General features: G+C 34.3%; 19 protein-coding genes and 1 tRNA gene. 11 read left to right on the top strand and 9 right to left on the bottom strand.

Annotated elements, in window-relative coordinates:
• Positions 1-13: 13 nt before the first annotated feature.
• Positions 14-2923 (bottom strand): TonB-dependent receptor domain-containing protein, encoded by a 2910-nt coding sequence (locus tag RMO83_RS06065; RefSeq protein WP_310558776.1) that lies wholly within the window; start codon positions 2921-2923, stop codon positions 14-16.
• A 311-nt stretch (positions 2924-3234) separates the two neighbouring features.
• Between RMO83_RS06065 and RMO83_RS06060 the strand changes: the two genes are divergently transcribed.
• Entirely contained in the window at positions 3235-3963 is a 729-nt protein-coding gene (locus tag RMO83_RS06060; RefSeq protein WP_310558775.1) for a hypothetical protein, read from the top strand.
• Between the two features lie 310 nt (positions 3964-4273).
• On the opposite strand, the gene RMO83_RS06055 is transcribed toward RMO83_RS06060, so the two are convergent.
• Positions 4274-5287 carry a LacI family DNA-binding transcriptional regulator gene (locus RMO83_RS06055; RefSeq protein WP_310558819.1) on the bottom strand — a complete coding sequence of 338 codons (1014 nt, stop codon included), beginning with the start codon at positions 5285-5287 and terminating at the stop codon, positions 4274-4276.
• A 228-nt stretch (positions 5288-5515) separates the two neighbouring features.
• Between RMO83_RS06055 and RMO83_RS06050 the strand changes: the two genes are divergently transcribed.
• Genes RMO83_RS06050 through RMO83_RS06015 form a run of 8 tightly spaced genes read left to right on the top strand, consistent with a single transcriptional unit; the run spans position 5516 to position 12592 of the window.
• Positions 5516-6559 carry a sugar kinase gene (locus RMO83_RS06050; RefSeq protein ID WP_310558774.1) on the top strand — a complete coding sequence of 348 codons (1044 nt, stop codon included), beginning with the start codon at positions 5516-5518 and terminating at the stop codon, positions 6557-6559.
• A gap of 10 nt (positions 6560-6569) precedes the next feature.
• Positions 6570-7025 (top strand): YhcH/YjgK/YiaL family protein, encoded by a 456-nt coding sequence (locus tag RMO83_RS06045; protein ID WP_310558773.1) that lies wholly within the window; start codon positions 6570-6572, stop codon positions 7023-7025.
• Entirely contained in the window at positions 7025-7234 is a 210-nt protein-coding gene (locus tag RMO83_RS06040; protein WP_310558772.1) for a hypothetical protein, read from the top strand. The genes RMO83_RS06045 and RMO83_RS06040 overlap by 1 nt, the downstream gene beginning before the upstream one ends.
• Before the next feature lie 9 nt (positions 7235-7243).
• A complete protein-coding gene (locus tag RMO83_RS06035) occupies positions 7244-7690 on the top strand; it encodes a hypothetical protein (RefSeq protein ID WP_310558818.1) in 447 nt (148 codons plus the stop codon).
• 1 nt (position 7691) lies between these two features.
• A complete protein-coding gene (locus RMO83_RS06030) occupies positions 7692-8504 on the top strand; it encodes an SDR family oxidoreductase (RefSeq protein ID WP_310558771.1) in 813 nt (270 codons plus the stop codon).
• Positions 8505-8526: 22 nt separating this feature from the next.
• Positions 8527-9687: a mannonate dehydratase gene (gene uxuA / locus RMO83_RS06025; RefSeq protein ID WP_310558770.1), complete on the top strand. Its 1161-nt coding sequence runs from the start codon at positions 8527-8529 to the stop codon at positions 9685-9687.
• Positions 9688-9692: 5 nt separating this feature from the next.
• Positions 9693-11123 carry a glucuronate isomerase gene (gene uxaC / locus RMO83_RS06020; protein WP_310558769.1) on the top strand — a complete coding sequence of 477 codons (1431 nt, stop codon included), beginning with the start codon at positions 9693-9695 and terminating at the stop codon, positions 11121-11123.
• Between the two features lie 23 nt (positions 11124-11146).
• Entirely contained in the window at positions 11147-12592 is a 1446-nt protein-coding gene (locus tag RMO83_RS06015; protein ID WP_310558768.1) for an MFS transporter, read from the top strand.
• Between the two features lie 587 nt (positions 12593-13179).
• Here the strand turns inward: RMO83_RS06015 and RMO83_RS06010 are convergent.
• A tRNA-Pro gene (locus RMO83_RS06010) sits at positions 13180-13254 on the bottom strand.
• 158 nt (positions 13255-13412) lie between these two features.
• On the opposite strand from RMO83_RS06010, the gene trxB reads away from it, so the two are divergent.
• Positions 13413-14360, top strand: a complete 948-nt coding sequence (gene trxB, locus RMO83_RS06005; RefSeq protein ID WP_310558767.1) for a thioredoxin-disulfide reductase — start codon at positions 13413-13415, stop codon at positions 14358-14360.
• A 62-nt stretch (positions 14361-14422) separates the two neighbouring features.
• Here trxB and RMO83_RS06000 read toward each other — a convergent pair whose 3' ends face one another.
• From RMO83_RS06000 to RMO83_RS05975, 6 genes are all read right to left on the bottom strand, one after another.
• Positions 14423-15259 (bottom strand): GIN domain-containing protein, encoded by an 837-nt coding sequence (locus RMO83_RS06000; protein ID WP_310558766.1) that lies wholly within the window; start codon positions 15257-15259, stop codon positions 14423-14425.
• Between the two features lie 291 nt (positions 15260-15550).
• Positions 15551-16291: a head GIN domain-containing protein gene (locus RMO83_RS05995; RefSeq protein WP_310558765.1), complete on the bottom strand. Its 741-nt coding sequence runs from the start codon at positions 16289-16291 to the stop codon at positions 15551-15553.
• A 2-nt stretch (positions 16292-16293) separates the two neighbouring features.
• Positions 16294-18018: a PspC domain-containing protein gene (locus tag RMO83_RS05990; RefSeq protein ID WP_310558764.1), complete on the bottom strand. Its 1725-nt coding sequence runs from the start codon at positions 18016-18018 to the stop codon at positions 16294-16296.
• A gap of 2 nt (positions 18019-18020) precedes the next feature.
• Entirely contained in the window at positions 18021-18353 is a 333-nt protein-coding gene (locus tag RMO83_RS05985) for a PadR family transcriptional regulator (RefSeq protein WP_310558763.1), read from the bottom strand.
• A 58-nt stretch (positions 18354-18411) separates the two neighbouring features.
• Positions 18412-18753 (bottom strand): hypothetical protein, encoded by a 342-nt coding sequence (locus tag RMO83_RS05980; RefSeq protein WP_310558762.1) that lies wholly within the window; start codon positions 18751-18753, stop codon positions 18412-18414.
• A 39-nt stretch (positions 18754-18792) separates the two neighbouring features.
• A complete protein-coding gene (locus RMO83_RS05975) occupies positions 18793-19248 on the bottom strand; it encodes a DUF4870 domain-containing protein (protein WP_310558761.1) in 456 nt (151 codons plus the stop codon).
• 233 nt (positions 19249-19481) lie between these two features.
• Here RMO83_RS05975 and RMO83_RS05970 point away from each other — a divergent pair, with 233 nt between their 5' ends.
• Positions 19482-19934, top strand: a complete 453-nt coding sequence (locus tag RMO83_RS05970) for a DUF4442 domain-containing protein (RefSeq protein WP_310558760.1) — start codon at positions 19482-19484, stop codon at positions 19932-19934.
• Positions 19935-20303: the final 369 nt, after the last annotated feature.

The following is a 20303-nucleotide window of genomic DNA, read 5'->3' as shown; positions in this document are numbered from 1 at the left end:
ACAATTAAAACAATTAAAAATTATAAGTAGCCGAGAAAGAAAAAGATCTTCCAAATTTAGTTAACCAAATAGCATCATCATCGGCGGGATTGTAGCCGTCTTCATAATGTGGATCGCCCGTAAAAATGGCGTTAGCTAGGGTTTCTAAAGTACCGTACTCCACAGTATTTCTATAATTATTTTGATAAAAAATTAAATCTTGAGCCAAAAGGTTTTGAATATTCAACTTAAATTCTACTGTGTTTTTGAATATAGATTTAGCAATTTGCATGTCTATAAAAGTTCTTCCTTTTTCCCAAATGGCCGGTTTAAGTTCGCTTGAAGCATAGGCAATTCTATTTCCTGCTCGGTTGATATTTCCTGAAATAGTCAAACCAATGTCTTTATTCATGTATTGTAAACCACCATTAAATACATAAGGCGATTGCCCTTGCATGGTTCTAGTTGTTTCAGGATTTGCTCCATTAACCCCTTTTACATCTGCTTTAGATTTTATCACCGCTATGTTTGAAAATAAGGTTAAATCATCAAATAAAGTCGCGTTATCAGACGCAAATATCGAACTTAGTAACACTCTAAACTCCAATTCTACACCGGTATTTATAGCACTGTTGGCATTGTTATATGTAATGGTTCTGTTCAGTGGTTGTTGGATTAGTTCTATTGGTTTTTCAAATTTTTTGTAAAAATAGGATACGGTAAACAATTGCCCTTTGGCCGGGAAAATTTCGTAACGGAAATCATAATTTTGGATTGAAGCCCTTTCTAATTTTACATTTCCTTGCGTAAAAAACTGGGTGGTAAAGTCATAAAAAGCAAACGGCGCCAATTCTCTATATTCAGGTCGGTTTAAAGTTTTTGAATAGCTCAAACGTAGGTTTTGTTTGCTGTTTACAGAATAAATAAAATTGGCTGAAGGCAAAACATCGGTTTTCTTACTGTTCAAATCAATATATCCCTCTGTTTGCGTTTCAGCTTGAAGGGTTTGGACAAAATTTTCGATACGTACTCCCCAAATGAATCTAAATTTTTTGTATCGATTATCCAACATGATATAGCCTGCATTCAACTGCGATCCGGCATCATAAGCATCCTCAGGTTTGGTAAGGTCATATAGTGTAAACCCATTCTTACCAGATGGAAGGAAGCCCATATTTTCTTTGGTAAAAATATTAGCATCGGTTAAAGATAGTAATGACTGATCAAAAGTTCCGCCAGTTTGATTCTGATTGTATTGCAACTGCCGTGCAAAGAAATCCCGCGCTCTCTTTTGTGTAAATCCGCCAATCTTTAGTTCATTGATGAGTTCCTTTCCGATGTTAAATTTTTTAGACAGATCTATTTTGCCTCCAGAAATGGATTCGCTGTTTTCAGCGAAGAACATTCCACCACCGTAATCCGGTCCTCCGTTATTTGCGGCAATTGTAGCTCTTGGTGTATTGAGTAAAGGGTCGCTACTATCAGGGTCTGCAGTGACATAAACATTTCTTCTCAAATTGGGAATGGATCGTTGTATATTACTATAAAAACCCAACCAATTCAATTTAATTTTAGGTTGCGTAAAATAATGCTCCCCATTCAATTGACCCGAATAAATGATGTTGCTAGTAAACCATCTTACATTCGATGTGGTTAGCCTAGGATCATTTACATCTGTTTTCCCACTTCGTTCCACTACTAAGTCATTAGAATTGATGCTCAAAATATTTTTGAAGGAAACGGAATGATTCTCATTGAATTTCATACTAAAATTAGCCAATGAACCAGTTAAGATTTGCTGACTATAATTTTTATCATCAAATTTTTGATTCAAGACCGAGGGCAAAGTAGGATCGCCATTGTCCCATTCGTTTCGGGTTACCTCATTGTAGTTGTTGGTTAGATTGTGCGAAACAGAAAATAGAACGCCAAAAACTTTTTCTCCAAAATCAAAATGATGCCCAATAGAATATTGAAAAGCAGTATTGGGGTTGAATTTACCTTTATTGATGCTCCAATCGTATTCAAAAGTTTTTGCAAGGTTTGCGGCCGTTGGGGTTCCGTTTATTGTCGCAAATTCTTTACTACTAGGAATGTTTGAAGGCAAATCTCTAGCACCATTATCAAACCCTAACCAGTCGGCGCTGCTGCCTTCGTAACTTTTTTGATCTTTAAAAGTTGTTATCGTATTATAACCTTGACCAATTGTAATCGACTGAAAATTTTTGTCAGGAACCGATTTCGTATTGATTTGAATGACGCCTCCAACAAACTCACCTGGCAGATCGGGAGATGCAGTTTTGGTAATCACCAAATTATCGAGCATATTGGCTGGGAAAATATCAAACGAAAATGCTTTTCGATCGGGCTCCGAACTAGGTAATGGAGCTCCATTAAGCGATGCAAAATTGTATCTGTCATTTAAACCTCTAATAACAACAAACTTATTGTCCTGAACACTCACCCCACTTATTCTTTTTAAAACATCCGAGGTTGTTTTGTCTGGAGTACGCTTCATACTTTCTGCCGATATACCATCAGAAACCGTAATACTGTTTTTCTGAGCGACCAATAATGATTTTATGGATTCTGCTTTAGCTTTGGTTCTGGTGATAACGACCTCCTTAAGTTCATTTTTGACCTCTGCGAGGGTAGTATTTAAATACGTGATTTCATTGTTTTTAGTTACTACTTCTGATATAATCTTAGGTAAATAACCAATATAAGAAAACTCCACTTCATAACTGCCAGAAGGAACATTCCTGAAAACGAATTTTCCATCAGAATCACTAGTAGTACTAAATTTTAATGTCTTAATAAGTATGTTTACTCCAGGCAAATTACTTCCGTTAGCATCATCTACAACTTTACCACTAATGGAACCGTTTTGACCAAAAAAGCTACAAGAAATAAACAATATAATAAAGGTATAAAAAGTCTTCATTTTTATTTTTTTTAAATACAAACGCAAATTAAATGTAAAAAATAAAACAGTAGGTTAACTAAACTTTAACAATTTATGATAATTGCATTTACACGCTTAAAACCCTAACAAATAAGCATTAATTAATTGATAATATGTGATTTACATAAAAATAAATTTTGATTTTTTTTATCAGTTGGTGTAAAAATTAATGTAAAAAATGACCAAAAAACAATGGAATGTTTAGAAATAGTTATATCTGCAAAGGCAGTGAATTATTAAGAAATAAATTAAATATATTTGCGAAATAGTTCCAACTGATACTATTTTTTATGAAAAGTAACAACCTTATTATTCTATTTGTATTTGTATTCAATATTGCTTTTTCACAGGAAAAAAAAGAAAGTTCAATAGTCGCTGATTCGAACAATATCGTAAACGATTCTACACAGACCAAATTGAATTACGAAAAATGGATTATTGATATCGGAACTGGAGTAAGTAACGGCACGAGACCCTATACGGATGGGTATTTTACTAGTGTAAACAATCAATTATTTAATGGTTTTGTCTTAAATTGCTATACAGTTGGAGCGAGACATAATTTTTCTAAAATTATCGGTATCAAAATGGATCTTGCTTTTGATAGGTTTATTAATAGTGAAGAAAATAAAAGCAAACCATTTGAAGTAGCTCAATATCGGACTTCATTTCAAGGACTTTTCAACCTTAATAGTCTAGTCAAAACTAAAAATGATATTTCACGATTCAATATTCTAGTTCATGCAGGTGTTCATCTGGCTATGCTCAAACCAATAGCAGCAGACTATAATAAAAAAGTGAGCAACGGTGATAATTATGGGGGAATTGTTTTTGGCATTACACCCACATTAAAAATTTCAAAAAAAACAGCTTTTTTTGTAGATTTTAATTCGTTTAATAATTACGGACAAAATTTAACTTGGAATGGTAAACATACACAAGATAGCAACAATACCGATGGACATATGTATTCAATAACTTTTGGATTGTCTTTTGTTTTAGACAAAAAGCAAATGTAAAATAAAAAAAGTAAGCCTGCTAGTTAGCTTTTATGAATCGATAAAATTAACAAGAGGTTCAGTAAAATTCTTTTTAAATCTGCTAATTATTAAATCTACTACCGTTTAATAATAAATAAAAAGTCTGTAAATCATAAGATTTACAGACTTTTTATATAGATTGACAATGAAGTTGTCGGGCTGGCAGGATTACATCCTACCCATATCATATACTGTAAACATTAGATTTATAACATGTACATAATTAAAGTCCACTGCTTAATTCTCATTTTAATTGAAACCCTTTAAATCTTCTTTTTAAAAAAATCCATTACTTTTTAATTATTTGATTTTCTTTTACAATAATTTCTAATTGCATATAGTTTAAGTCAGTAACTCTTTCCTTTAAAACTACTTTTTTGTATAAATGATTAATGCCCATATAGCCTTGTTCTTCAGGTTTTTGGTGAATTAAAAAATCAATAATATCTTCATTTAAGTATTCCAAGTTTTGTTTCAGCAATTCATAACCAACGATTCTTATACCTTTTAAGTTACTTTCTTTAATGAATTTTGCCGCAATATAAACTCTAGAATTAGGGATAAACACGCAATCTATTCCCTTAAACATATCTACCGTTAGTTGATTTTCAATATCATATTTTATATTTATTTCAGTGAAATTAAAATTCGGAAGGCCTTTCTTTTCTTTAAAAAAAGCATAAAATCCCGCAGTTCTTTGTAAAAAAACATTCGTTCTTGAGGTGCTTTCCACATTTTGAATAATCATTAATATCAAAACGTTGCTGTCGTTTTTGATGCCATAGCTAATAAGTTTTCCGCCTAGAAATCCGCTTTGATAAGAATCTTGTCCAATATAAGCAACATCCGTAAATTCTGGGAGATTAGAATCAATCATAACAATTGGCGTGCCTTTTTTCTTGTAATCAGTTAAAAATGCGACGGATTCCTTATAGAAAATAGGTGCGAATAGCAATCCATCGTGGTCAATTTTCAAAACTTTGGACGCTGTTTTTTTAAATGACGTGATGTTATAATCAAAAAAGAAGTAATCAATAGTCACTCCAAAATTAGCCAATTCTTCAGCTGCTTTTTTTATTCCAATTATTGGGGCTTGCCAATATTCAACATTGTCGTTTTTAGGCAGAAATACTACAAATTTAAACTTCTTGTTAAAAGCTAAATTACTGGCAAATATATTTTTTTTGTAACCATATTCTTTAATTATCGCATTTACTTTTTCTATGTTCTCTTCCGTTACTTGACCACGATTGTGAATAATTCTATCAACTGTACCGACTGATACATTGGCAATTTGCGCTATTTTTTTAATTGTTATGATAACTGTGTGTTTTTTAATAGGGTGTAAATTTATAATTTTTTACTATTAAAGACTATTTTTTTTAAGTCCTTGTATTATTGACGTTTTTTTATATATTTGCATTGTCCGTGTGCGTACACGTAAATATGGAAATTTATAAAAAAAATTGTGTGACCAAAAATAAACATATAGAATACCAATTATAAACTAACAATTATAAAAAATAAAACAATGGGAAAAAGAGTAGTCACCTTTGGTGAGATAATGTTAAGACTAGCTCCACAGGGATTTTTAAGATTTTCACAAGCAGATAATTTTGATGTTGTATATGGTGGTGGAGAATCAAATGTAGCAGTTTCATTAGCAAATTATGGGATTCCAGTTGATTTTGTAACCCGTTTACCAAAAAATGATATTGGAGAATGTGCTATGATGGAAATGCGCAAAAGAGGCGTTGGGGTTGATAATATTATTTGGGGTGGAGAACGTCTAGGAATATATTTTCTTGAAACTGGCGCGGTAAGCAGAGGAAGTAAAGTGGTTTATGATAGATCACATTCTTCTATGTCGGATATTCAACCCGGGATGATTAATTGGGAAAAAGTTTTTGAAGGAGTTGAATGGTTTCACTGGACGGGTATTACTCCAGCAATTTCTCAAAGTTCTGCCGATGCTTGTTTAGAAGCTGTTAAAGTGGCCAGTAAATTAGGTGTTACTATTTCAACCGACTTAAATTACCGTGCTAAACTATGGAAATATGGTGGAGACCGCGAAGCGATTATGACCGAGTTGACCTCTTACTGCGATGTGATTTTAGGAAATGAAGAAGATGCTGAAATGCACTTTGGTATCAAACCAGCAGGAGCAGCCGTTCAGACTCACGGACACGATGTAAAAGCAGAAGCTTTCTTATCAGTTTGTCAACAAATGATGGAAAAATTCCCAAGAGCCAAAAAAGTAATTACCACTTTAAGAGGTTCTATTTCTGCTTCTCACAACACATGGGCCGGCGTTTTATATGATGGAAAACAAATGTTACAAACCCGTCAATATCAAATTACGGATATCGTGGATAGAGTTGGTGGTGGAGATTCCTTTATGGGAGGTTTAATCTATGGATTATTGACTTATCCAGATGATGACCAAAACGCATTGGATTTTGCTGTTGCGGCTTCTTGCTTGAAACACACGATTAAAGGGGATGCAAACTTAGTTACTGTAGAAGAAGTGTCTAAACTGATGGGAGGCGACGCTTCTGGTAGAGTGGCACGATAATTAAGGTATTATGATTATAGATACAGTAACCAACGCTAATAAATACAAGGGTTTACATCCTTTATTTGCTAAAGCATTTGAGTATATCCATCAAAATGATATCACCAATCTGCCTGACGGAGTTTCAGAAATTGCTGAAGGTTTAAAAGTAATCGTCAATACTGCTAATGGAAAAACAGCTGACACAAGTTTAGCCAAATTTGAATGCCACGATAAAAACATCGACATCCAAATATGCGTAAAAGGGCTAGAAACCATTGCTTGGAAACCAAGAGAAAAATGTACAACACAAAACGGAGAATACAACCCCGAAAAGGACGTTCGTTTCTTTAATGATGCACCCGATATGTACTTTCAATTGACTGATGGTCAATTTGCGATATTTTATCCAGAAGATGTTCACGCTCCAATGATTGGTGATGGTCAAATCAAAAAAATAGTAATTAAAGTTAAAATTTATAAATAATGAGTAATATTCAAAAAGTAACAGATGCAATTGTACAACAGGGAATGCTTCCTTTATACTTTAACGCAGATGAGACCATAACCATAGAAGTATTAAGAGCAATTTACAGAGCAGGAATAAAAGCAGTTGAATACACAAGCCGCGGAGAAACTGCTTTAAGCAACTTCAGCAAAATGACAGAAGTTAGAAATGCCGAAATGCCCGAGTGATTATTAGGAATTGGAACCATCAAGAACCTGCAACAAGCAGAAGAATATTTAAAAGTGGGTGCTGATTTTTTCATCAGTCCAGGTTTTGTTCCAGAAGTAGCCGCTTTTTTGATTCCAAAAGATATTTTATACAGTCCGGGCTGTATGACGCCAACGGAAATTATTGCTGCCGAAAATGCAGGAGTAAAATTCATCAAACTCTTCCCTGGTAATATGCTAGGACCAGATTTCTTGAGTGGAATCAAAGATATTTTCCCAAATCTAAGATTTATGCCAACGGGCGGCGTGGACACAACAAGTGAAAACATCAGTGGTTGGTTCAAAGCGGGCGTTTCTGCAGTAGGAATGGGAAGCAAATTAATTAGCAAACAATTGATGGCGCACAAAGATTATGACACCATTGAATCTGAAACTAAAGCCGTTTTGAGTTTAATTCAATCGATAAAAAATAAATAAGATGAATTCAATTTTTAACCTAAAAGGTAAAGTTGCCCTTATCACTGGTGGCGCTGGAGTACTTGGTAGCAATATGGCTAAAGTACTAGCTGAACAAGGAGTAATAGTTGGAATTGGCGGATTAAGCATTGAAGAAGCTGAAACTGCCGTGAATATCATTAAAAGTAATGGTGGAGAATCGTTTGCTGTGAAAGCAAATGTTTTAAACAAAGAAGAACTTGAAGCAGCCAAAGATTGTATTGTAGAAAAATACGGTAAATTAGATATATTGATTAATGCGGCTGGTGGCAATATGCCGGGTGCAACTATTGGTCCTGATCAAGCGATTTATGATATGCAATTGTCTCATTTGCAAAAGGTTTTGGATTTGAACATCATTGGAACCATGTTACCATCCCAGGTTTTTTCTGAAGTTTTTGCTAAACAAAAATCGGGAATTATTATCAATATTTCATCTGCATCGGCTCAAAGACCTCTATCTCGTGTGGTAGGATATTCTGCTTCAAAAGCGGCAATCGACAATTTTACTAAATGGATGGCAGTTGAATTAGCTAGTAAATATGGCGAAGGATTGCGTGTCAATGCGATTGCACCTGGGTTTTTCATAGGCGAACAAAATCGCGCATTATTATTGAATCCAGAAGGTGGTTTAACTCCAAGAGGAGAAAAAATTATTGAGCATACGCCAATGGGTAGATTTGGAGTTCCACAAGATTTAGATGGCGTATTATTATTTTTATGTAGTGATATGTCCAAGTTTGTTACTGGCGTCGTTGTACATGTTGATGGCGGTTTCGGTGCCACAAGTATTTAATAAAATTATAATTTAAGAAATTATGGAACAAACATGGAGATGGTACGGACCAAATGACCCTGTAAAATTATCTGACGCCAAACAAGCTGGAGCAACCGGAATTGTTACTGCATTGCATCATATTAAAAATGGGCAGGTGTGGGAAGTTGACGAAATAATGAAACGAAAAAACGAAGTTGAAGCGGCAGGATTGACCTTTTCGGTAGTAGAAAGCATTCCAGTGCACGAAGATATCAAAAAGCAAACCGGTGATTATTTGAAATATATCGAAAACTATAAGCAAAGTATCAAAAACCTATCCGCTTGTGGAATCAATATCGTTTGTTACAATTTTATGCCCGTTTTAGACTGGTCTAGAACCGATTTGTCTTATGAAATGCCCGATGGTTCTAAAGCTTTGCGTTTTGATGTTAATGAATTTGCCGCTTTTGAATTATTCGTTTTAAAAAGACCCGGAGCAGAAAACACCTATACAGAACCACAAAAAGCTAAAGCAAAAGCAACTTTTGAAAAGCTAACAGATGCCGATAAAGTAAAATTGCAACAAAACATTATTGCAGGTTTACCGGGTGCAGAAGAATCCTATACTGTTGAGGATTTCTTAAAAGTACTTCAAGGCTACAATGGTATTGATGCTAGTAAATTAAAAGAAAATTTATATTATTTCTTGCGTGAAATCATTCCAGTTGCCGAAAGTGTAGGAGTGAAAATGGCGATTCACCCAGATGATCCGCCTTATCCCATATTAGGATTACCAAGAGTTGTGAGCACCGAAACTGATTTGATACAATTGTTAAATGCAATTGATTCTCCATCCAATGGATTTTGTATGTGTACAGGTTCTTACGGCGTTATTGCCGATAATGATTTGCCCGGAATTATAGATCGTCAGGGCGAAAAAATGAATTTTATTCACTTGAGAAGTACGCAACGAGATGCTGAAGGAAATTTCTATGAAGCCAATCATTTAGAAGGAGATGTAGACATGTATGCAGTGGTAAAATCGATTCTAAAAATGCAAAAACAAACGAAAAGAATTATCCCAATGCGTCCCGATCATGGTCACCAAATGTTAGATGATTTGAACAAAAAAACCAATCCTGGATATTCAGGCATTGGTCGTTTACGAGGTCTTGCTGAATTGAGAGGATTGGAAATGGGAATTGAAAAAAGTTTATTTTAAAAAATATGTCTGAAAATATATTTATTAAGGATGATTTTTTGCTTTACAGTGAGGCAGCTAAAACGCTCTATCACGATTTTGCAAAAAAACAACCCATTTTTGATTACCATTGTCATTTATCTCCAAAAGATATTGCAGAAGATCGCCAATTTGAGAATTTATACCAAATTTGGATTGATGGTGATCACTATAAATATAGAGCGATGCGTGCCAATGGTGTGAATGAAAAATTCATAACAGGCGATGCACGCGATTACGAAAAATTTTCTAAGTGGGCAGAAACCGTACCTTATACATTGAGAAATCCTCTGTATCATTGGACTCATTTAGAACTCAAGAATTATTTTGGGATAACCACTTTATTAAATTCTAATTCGGCTGAATCGATTTATGACCAATGTTCTGAGTTACTAAAAAAACCCGAATACAGCGTCAAGAATTTGCTCCGCAAAATGAATGTAAAAGTGGTGGGAACCACTGATGACCCAACAGATGATTTGCGCTACCACAAACAATTGCAAGACGATAACTTTGAAATTAGAGTTTTGCCTTCTTTTCGTCCTGACAAAGCAACAGAAATGGAAAAAGGACGAGCGTTTGTAGATTGGATTCAAAAATTAGCAGAAATAGTTGGTTATTCTATTGCTGATTTTTCAAATTTAATAAAAGCGCTTCAAGAACGTCATGATTTCTTCCACGAATTGGGTTGCCGAATTTCAGATCATGGACATTCCAATTTTTATGGCGAGGATTATGCGGATTCTGAAGTCGCTGCCATCTTTGAAAAAGCGTTGAAAGGAGAAAAAGTATCTGTTTTGGAAATTAATAAGTACAAATCGGCGGTATTGTTCGAGTTGGCTTTGATGAATAAAGCAAAATCTTGGACACAGCAATTTCACGTTGGTGCCATTAGAAATAACAATGCCAAAATGCTAAACGATCTTGGACCCGATCAAGGATTTGATTCTATTGGCGATTTGAATATGGCTGATAACATGAGCAAATTCTTTGGAAGATTAAGCCAATGTGAAGGATTGACCAATACCATAGTTTATAATTTGAATCCTCGAGACAGCGAGATGTTTGCTTCGATGGCCAATAATTTTAATGATGGGCTTGTGGCTGGAAAAATGCAATATGGTGCTGCTTGGTGGTTTTTAGATCAAAAAGATGGTATGGAAAAGCAATTGAACGTACTTTCCAACTTCGGCTTGTTAAGCCGATTTGTGGGAATGGTAACCGATTCCAGAAGTTTCCTTTCTTTTCCAAGGCACGAATATTTTAGACGGATCTTGTGCAATGTTCTGGGTGACGAAATTCAAAAAGGAGAATTGCCCAATGATATGGCACTTATTGGAAATATGGTAGAAGCAATTTGCTACAAAAATGCCGAGGCTTATTTTAAAATAATTAATTCTAATAAAAAACATTTTTAACCAACTAAAACAACCAAATCAATATGAATAAAGAAACAACAAAAATTGGGAAATACCGCTGGTCAATCTGTGGTTTACTCTTTTTTGCCACTACGATCAATTATTTGGATAGACAAGTACTTTCTTTAACTTGGAGCGATTTTATTGCCCCTGAATTCCATTGGACCAATAATGATTATGGAAATATAACGGCATTATTCTCGATATTTTATGCCGTATCTTTATTATTTGCAGGTAAGTTTGTAGATTTTATGGACACCAAAAAAGGATTTCTTTGGGCTATCGGAGTCTGGTCTATAGGAGCTTGTTTACATGCTTTCGCAGGTATTGCAACAGCAGGCTGGATAACAGGAAATTGGTTTGTTGGCTTTGAAGGAGCAAAAGAGGCTATCAGTACTGTAAATGATACAGGTTTAGTAATTAATGTGAGTGTTACCTTATTCATTTTTGCACGTTTTGTATTGGCAGTAGGTGAAGCTGGAAATTTTCCCGCCGCAATTAAAACAACAGCAGAATATTTTCCTAAAAAAGACAGAGCTTTCTCGACCAGTATTTTCAATGCAGGAGCCACCGTTGGAGCATTGGCTGCTCCAATATCTATTCCGTTTATTGCCAAAGCTTTTGGCTGGGAGATGTCATTCATAATTATTGGTGCCTTGGGTTTTATTTGGATGGGATTTTGGGTTTTTATGTATGATAAGCCTGAAAATCATAAAAGAGTCAGTGCTGCTGAACTAGAATATATTCAGCAGGACGACGTTGCCGACAGTAAATTAGTAGGTTATATAGCAGAAACTACTACTAAAGTGACTTTTAGAGATTGTTTTAAGTATAAACAAACTTGGGCTTTTGCTTTTGGCAAGTTTATGACCGATGGCGTTTGGTGGTTTTTCTTGTTCTGGACTCCTGCTTATTTAAGCTCGGTTTATGGGATGGATTCTGCTGAAGCTGCTTTTCCTTTATTTGTACTTTACGCGATTACCTTACTTTCTATCATTGGCGGTTGGTTGCCTACCTATTTTGTTGAAAAGAGAGGAATGAATCCTTATGAGGGGAGAATGAGATCGATGTTGATTTTTGCTTTTTTTCCATTATTGGCATTAGTGGCGCAACCATTAGGGCATATTAGCTATTGGTTACCGGTAATTATTATTGGTATCGTCGGGGCAGCTCATCAAGCTTGGTCAGCTAATATTTTTACAACAGTTGGAGATATGTTCCCTAAAAAAGCAATTGCTACAGTCACTGGAATTGGAGGTTTAGCAGGAGGTTTAGGCGCTACGATGATTAACAAAGGCTCTGGATTGTTATTTGATTACACTAAGGAAACGAACATGGGTTTTATGGGTTTTAAAGGGATTGAAGCAGGATATTTTATTATTTTCTCCATTTGCTCCGTTTGTTACTTAACGGGTTGGGTTGTAATGAAATCATTGGTGCCTAAATATGTTCCAATAAAGGGTTTGTAAATACGTACTGTGGTTTTTAGATTTTTTATTTTTTGCAGTTCTGAAGTTCTGGTTTAGAGTTGTTGTTACTTTTAAAATTGTCTAGATAGTACTATTAAAAACTTAAATATTAAATTAGTTTAAATTACAAAAAGTAAAAAAGGCTGTAAATCATACGATTTACAGCCTTTTTAATAGATTAACAACAAAGTTGTCGGGCTGGCAGGATTCGAACCTGCGGCCTTCCCGATCTAAATCGGGACGCAATAACTAATCGGTACTGAGTTTTTAAGCCAATTATAAAGACTTAAAATAAAAAAAGCCGAACATTTCTGTTCGACTTTTGTCGGGGTGGCAGGATTCGAACCTGCGCCTTCCCGATCTAAATCGGGACACGATAACTAATCGGTACTGAGTTTTTAAGCCAATTGTAAAGACTTAAAATAAAAAAAGCCGAACATTTCTGTTCGACTTTTGTCGGGGCGGTAGAATTCGAACCTGCGCCTTCCCGATCTAAATCGGGACGCAATAACTAATCGGTACTGAGTTTTTAAGCCAATTATAAAGACTTAAAATAAAAAAAGCCGAACATTTCTGTTCGACTTTTGTCGGGGTGGCAGGATTCGAACCTGCGGCCTCCTGCTCCCAAAGCAGGCGCGATAACCGAGCTACGCTACACCCCGAAAGCGGTGGCAAAGATAAGGTTAATTTTGAATCTTACAAGTGATATAGTCAAATTGATTCTTATTATTTTTAAATAGTTAAAAGTGATGTTTTTTTGGTTTCTATTTTTCAATAATAACATACATTTGTACTGTCTAAAATATTAATGAAATTTATTATGTCAACTACAATCGAAAAAATAAAATGTCTTATCATAGGTTCTGGACCTGCGGGTTACACTGCTGCCATATATGCTGCTAGAGCTAGTATGAACCCCGTTTTATATCAAGGAATGCAACCTGGTGGGCAATTAACTACAACTAATGAAGTAGAAAATTGGCCTGGAAATCCAGAAGGAATAACTGGCCCACAAATGATGGTAGGCATAGAAGAACAGGCCAAACGTTTTGGAACAGATATTCGTGACGGTTGGGCAACAAAAGTTGATTTTAGTGGTGGCATTCACAAAGTCTGGATCAACGATACAATCGAATTGCATTGCGAAACGGTCATCATTTCAACAGGTGCATCCGCAAAATATTTAGGATTAGAATCTGAACAACATTATTTAAAGATGGGTGGCGGTGTTTCAGCTTGTGCTGTTTGTGACGGTTTTTTCTATAGAAACCAAGAGGTAGTTATTGTTGGAGCGGGAGATTCTGCTTGTGAAGAAGCTCATTACTTATCTAAACTATGTTCCAAAGTAACCATGTTAGTTCGTAGTGAAAAATTCCGTGCTTCTAAAATTATGGAAGCACGCGTTCGCAAAACCGAAAATATTGCTATTTTAATGAACCACGATACTGTCGAAATTTTGGGCGACGGTCAAGTAGTGACCGGCGTAAAAGCCAAAAATAAAACCACAGGTGACATTTTTGACATTCCTGCTACAGGTTTCTTTGCAGCAATTGGTCATAAACCCAACACCGATATTTTTAAGGAGTATCTAACTCTTGATGAAACAGGTTATATTGTTAATGTTCCTGGCACTGCAAAAACCAATGTGGCTGGAGTTTTTGTGTCCGGAGACGCAGCAGATCACGTTTATCGTCAAGCAATAACAGCAGCTGGAACTGGCTGTATGGCTGCTTTGGATGCCGAAAGATATTTGGCGTCTTTAGAGTAATCAAATCCAATTTTTTGAATGTAAGTATAAAAAAAGTCTCTAAATTGAGACTTTTTTTGTGATTATTTCGTTGGTTTCTTTCTTAAAATCGCATTGCCAGCAAATCGTTTCATTTCTATTTTTTGGTCGCCATAAAGTTTAATTTCAGCGTTTTCAGCCATATCAATACTAATAGCTGTATTCACATTAATGCTGCAATTTGAATAACTTTCGGCAAGTAATTGAGCATTTGTAACGGTTAAATTATTCCCGATAAATTTAGCATTATTGTCTAATCTAATGCTCGCGTTGGTGACATCACCCTCTAAGTTAGCGATTGCTTTTTGATATAAATCACATTTCAAATCGGTTGCCGATACTAAAGCTTTCAAGTTCGCATTTTTACTCAATTGTATAGTCGCTACTCCCGATTTCAAGTTGAGCTCCACTTTTGAATTATGGTCAGACTCTAAAGCAAAATTCTTTGTGTTTACATTCAAAAATAATTTAGAATCATCGAAAGTTTTTATCGCAATATCATCCAATTGAATTTCCTGAATGGCATTTATTATCGCTTCATCTTTAGCACTGACCATTTTCAACTCATTAGTATAAGTGATTTGGATAATGAACTTTTTGTAATTGGTAGCAGTTTTCGAAGTGTTTATTCGAAGTGTTTTTGCTGTTAAATCAATATTGACTATATCGTGAAGATTATCGTCAGCTTCAATTTTCAATTCGCATTTTTCGCCTCTAGCCAAATATACTTCGAGATTGTCGCTTATTTCAATTGTATCAAAATTGCCTATTTCCTTTTGTTCAATTGTTACTATTTTGGAACCTTTTAATTTTTCTTTTTTTTGCGCCAATACGAATGTGGAAACTAAAAGAACTAGAAGTAAGACAGTACTTTTTTTCATTTTAATTTAGGGTTTACAATTATTGTTTTTTGAAAATTTGTCTTTAACCACATAGTTCTAAAAGTTTTGAAACGTCGATTTAGCTTTTTAAAAAGAAGCTTCGCTTTTTCATAGTTATCATAGCTATGAAAAGTGAAACGCCTATAATTTAATTAAAAAGTCTCTTTTTTCTATGTGGTTTAAAAAAGTTATGACTTTTGATTTGTAAAGCAAAAACACGATATTACAAATATAAAAAAATCATCCACTTTTGATGAATGATTTTAGTAATTTTTGGCAAAAAAGGGAAGTTTAATTTTCGCTAACGCTTCCGCCAGACGATTCTTCCTTTGCGAGTGTTTTTGGAACTTTATGATAATCAATAGAACTTCCGCTAGAGGCATTGGCGTCAAGCTTCAAAATAGGATATACTGAAGTACTGCTGCCACTTGTCGTTTGTGCAATCACTTCGTTCGCCATTAAATCTTTAGCATCAATAGAACTTCCACTAGACGACGTAGTTTCTAATTTTAGTGCTTTTCCACTGGCTTCAATGTTGCTTCCACTGGTGCTTTCCAGCGTAATTGCATCGGCTTCTACTTCAATATTAATTCGACTTCCGCTGCTGGATTTTGCATTTATATTGGTAGATACTAATGTAGTAGAACTGTTAATTTCAGAACCGCTACTGGCGCTCAATCCATTTACAACAGGGATTTTTACATTCACAACTGGTGTTTCGGTTGAATTATAGCTTTTATCCGATTCTATTTTCAAAACTCCATTCTCTATTTTTGTAATAATGTGCTCTTGCAAATTGTCGTCTGCTTCGACAGTTATAGATTTGGTGTCCGCTTGCTCTACATTTACTTTGATTCCCTGACTTACTTCGATGCTCTTGAAATCTTGGATTGCTGGTCTGGTTTCGGTGGTAATGTTGCCACTTCCTTTTATTCCATCTCCAATATTGAAACCGGAATTGCAAGAAGAAAATAACAGTGCCATTAAGGTCGCAACAATAAACTTTGTTATTATCGTGATAATTTTAATCATAACTACTTGTTTTTAATTATTACTCCGTCTTTATCTACAGACAACCCTTTTTTACTGCCCGTTTTATTAACTGTTACAACTTCGCCATTTACGGTTACGGTTGTTGTAACAATGCTATCGGTTTCTTGTTTAGTATCTATAGTGATATTTTCCTTATCTCCATCTACACAATTCTGACAGTTTATTTTATCACTATCCACTTTATAAACGTCATTTTTATTTTCAGGATACCACAAAAAATAGTCATCATCAGTTTGGTCATACTGTCGCATCGACTCATCCATTTTCAATAAAGTGCCTAAAGGTAAGAATAAAGTTATTTCAATTTCCTGATCACGGAATTTTTCTTTTAAATCGGATAACAAGTAATTGTCGAATATCAATTGATTACCAATGACTTTATAGCTGTATATTATTTTCTCGGCTCTTTGTTTGGCTTCAAATAGCGTTTTCCCTTTGGCTTCTTTTTCAATTTGAATGTACGCTGATTTGATATCGGTTTGCGCAATTCTAAAACTTACATTGTTCGAATAAATGACATCTTTTCCTGTAGAATCGATTGTGATTTTAAAATTGTCATTATCAGACAGATTTTTAGCAAAATAATCATTGTGCTTGAATTTTAGCAAAAGAGTGTCTGTTGGATTTAAGTTTAAAATTTCTTTTTTAACAACTCTTCCATCAACAGCAAAGGCTGATGCTTGTTTTATTCCAATGGCGATTGCCAAAGAAACAGATATTAACCAGATGGCCAATAATGTATATTTTGCTATATTTCCTATTGATTTTAAATTAGGAGACAACAATTTGAAGCCCAATAATGATAAGAAAAAGAACGGGATTCCAACAGCAAAAAACATGATTAAACCAAATGTCCAAACCGGATAATCGGTAAAATTGCCTGCTTCAATAAAACCTTGCCACGGCACATCAATTACTGATGATGAACCTAAAGTAAATACTGCAATAAATAAGGCAGCCAATATAAATAGACCTGATATGATCAAAATCACTCCTAGAAATTTTGAAAAAACTCTAAAAACTGCTATTATAAAATCTCCAAGTGAGCTTCCCACTTTTTCAGCACCAGTTTTTATGCGGTTACCCATTTCGTCATAGTTGGCGTTTTTGAATTTGTCAGAAACATTTTCAAATTCTTCACGGACTTTTTTTTCAATGTTCGAAATGGTTACTGGTTCTCCAGTCATTTCAAGCTTTTCGGCTGTTGTTTTCGCTTCTGGCATTACAATCCAAAGAATGATATACGCTAAAACTCCTGTTCCCCAAGCAAAAAATAGTATTAAAAAGAAGATTCGAAGCCACACTTTGTCTATTCCAAAATAATGTCCCAAACCAGCAAGTACGCCACCTACCATTCCGTTATCTTTGTCGCGATATAGTTTTCGACTACCCGTTGTTGTACTTGACGAAAAATTAGTTGAAGTATTTCCGATTCCTTCTTCATCAATTCTGTAATCTTCTGGTTGACCCATTACCGCAATAACTTCGTCAACATCTTTAAGTCCAACAACGTGTTTCTCTGTTTTTTGTTTTTCGGTTAATAACTCCGAAACACGCATTTCAATGTCTTTTATGATTTCGTCTTGACCTGATGAATTTGACAACGAACGTTTTATGGCATCAAAATATCGGGTTAGTTTTTGGTATGCATCTTCATCAATATGGAAGAACATTCCGCCTAAATTTATGTTTACAGTTTTGTTCATGACTATTGTTTTTGGTTTGTGATTAGGTTTACTGCATCAGACAATTCAGTCCAGGTGCCATTTAATTCGTTTAAAAAAGTTTGTCCAATTTCGGTCAAACCATAATATTTTCTTGGTGGACCAGATAAAGATTCTTCCCAACGATAGTTGAGTAATCCGTCGTTTTTCAATCGGGTGAGCAACGGATAAACCGTTCCCTCCACAACCAGTAATTTTGCGTCTTTCAAAGTGTCTAATATTTCTGAAGTGTATGCTTCTTTGTCTTTTAGGACTGACAAGATGCAAAACTCAAGAACACCTTTGCGCATTTGGGCTTTTGTGTTTTCAATGTTCATAACTCTCTTTTTTGTTTTTGGATTGGATTGAACTGTTCATTTTTTGATTGATGATTTTTTAATTTTCGGCTGTTGATGTAGCAACCAATTTTATCGAATTTGGACCTATAAAATTTAAGGTGTATTGTTCTCCTTCTTCGATAGTAAATGCAATTTTGTTTTCTCCTTTTTTAAAATTTTTTCTAGAAGATACCTTGTTCATTTGTTTATCAAAGATAAGAACATTATAGTCATCCTTTGAATCAAGATTAAATCTCAAATTGATATTCATTTCTTCTTTTGCGGCAATTTTAAATTGATTATTTTCAATTTTTTTGATGTCAATAATCCTTTTTTCTTGAGCTGACAATTTGGTGGTGAATGCAACCAATAAGACGGTAATAAAAAGTAGTTTTCTCATTTTGTTGTTGATTAAGTGATTGATGATTGATTTAAAGATTTATTTAATAAATGGTATCGTTAGCGGATACTCGAATTTTTCTCCAGTAGAAGCTTTCACAGAAGCAAAAATGATGAGGAAAAATTCGGCAACTTTCAAGCTTACAAATAAAACAATGGCTACGATAGCTAAGATTGCAATTCCGGTTATATTTTCTACACTAATATGATGTCTTATAAAATCTCCATCATTTATTATGGTATCTAAAGGGATATTGTTAAAAACTGTAATTAGAATTATGGGAATGGCAATTACAGCAAGAACTAAAGAATACAAAAACATACTCAGTTGAAAATTAATAACTTGTTTGCCATTAAAGTCAATAAATTCAGATTTATCTTTATTAGAACTCCAAATCACAATCGGAAAGATATAATTTCCGAAAGGAATACAATATTGACTCAATGCACTCAAATGAGTGAAGGTTGCTAGGTTTTTATTATTTGTTGTTTCCATAGTGTAAAAGTATATAGTAATTTCTTATGCAAATATATATCTAAAAGACAGTATCTTGTATCACATAGTACCAAATATTAACAAAAAATTAACATATTAAAATTATAAAATTCAAATCACAAATTTTTTAAACACTTACATTACAGACAGTTAATTAATTTTTTTTTATTAAAACAAGGTTTGCGGATTTATGTCCAAATTTTGTTATTTTTACAAGAATAAAAATAATAACAATGAAATTTTCAGCATCAAATCTCAATAAATTCCTGTTTTTCAAATTGCCCTCCGCCTATTTTTGCGGTGTTCGTGCACAACAAATTGACGATACTCAATGCGTAGTCACGGTAAAACACCGCTGGATCAATCAGAATCCATTCCATTCTATGTATTTTGCTGTACAAGCTATGGCGGCAGAATTATCTACAGGCGCATTAGTTATGACTCATATTCAAAACAGCGGAAAAAAAATTTCGATGTTGGTTGCCAACAACAAATCTAATTTCTCTAAAAAAGCCACAGGGAAAATCACATTTGTATGCATTGACGGAAATTTAGCAGCAAAAACTATTCAAGAAGCTATTGATAGTGGTGAAGGGAAAACTTTTTGGATGAAATCTATTGCAACAAATGAAAAAGGAGAACAAGTTTCGGAAATGGATTTCGAATGGAGCGTTAAGATGAAATGATCAGATTTGGTTTATATTAAAGCAAAAAAAGCTTCGTTTGTTGAAACGAAGCTTTTTTAACATATAATACAAGTGAATTAATAATGATTTACAGCTCAAGAGCCAACCTACATTTGTTTTTACGAACTGTACAAATTTATGCAAACTAAATCGTGATAGTCTTAAAATTATATTAAAGTTTTTCCCAAATTCGCAAAATTTATTTTTTAGGTTCTAACGACATTTGTTTGAAAACAAACTTAAGATAAATTTAAACCACATAGAATCACTGTTAAAATTGTTAAAAAGATTGTCATAGAAAATACATTTTGCGCATAGTAGCTATGTCAACTATGTAAAAGTGAAGCTTTCTAAAATTATACCTATGTT

The sequence above is a fragment of the Flavobacterium sp. genome, assembly GCF_031423415.1.
Taxonomy (GTDB): Bacteria; Bacteroidota; Bacteroidia; order Flavobacteriales; family Flavobacteriaceae; genus Flavobacterium.
Note: the sequence above shows the minus strand (reverse complement) of the source record. Positions and strands in the feature narration are given on the sequence as shown.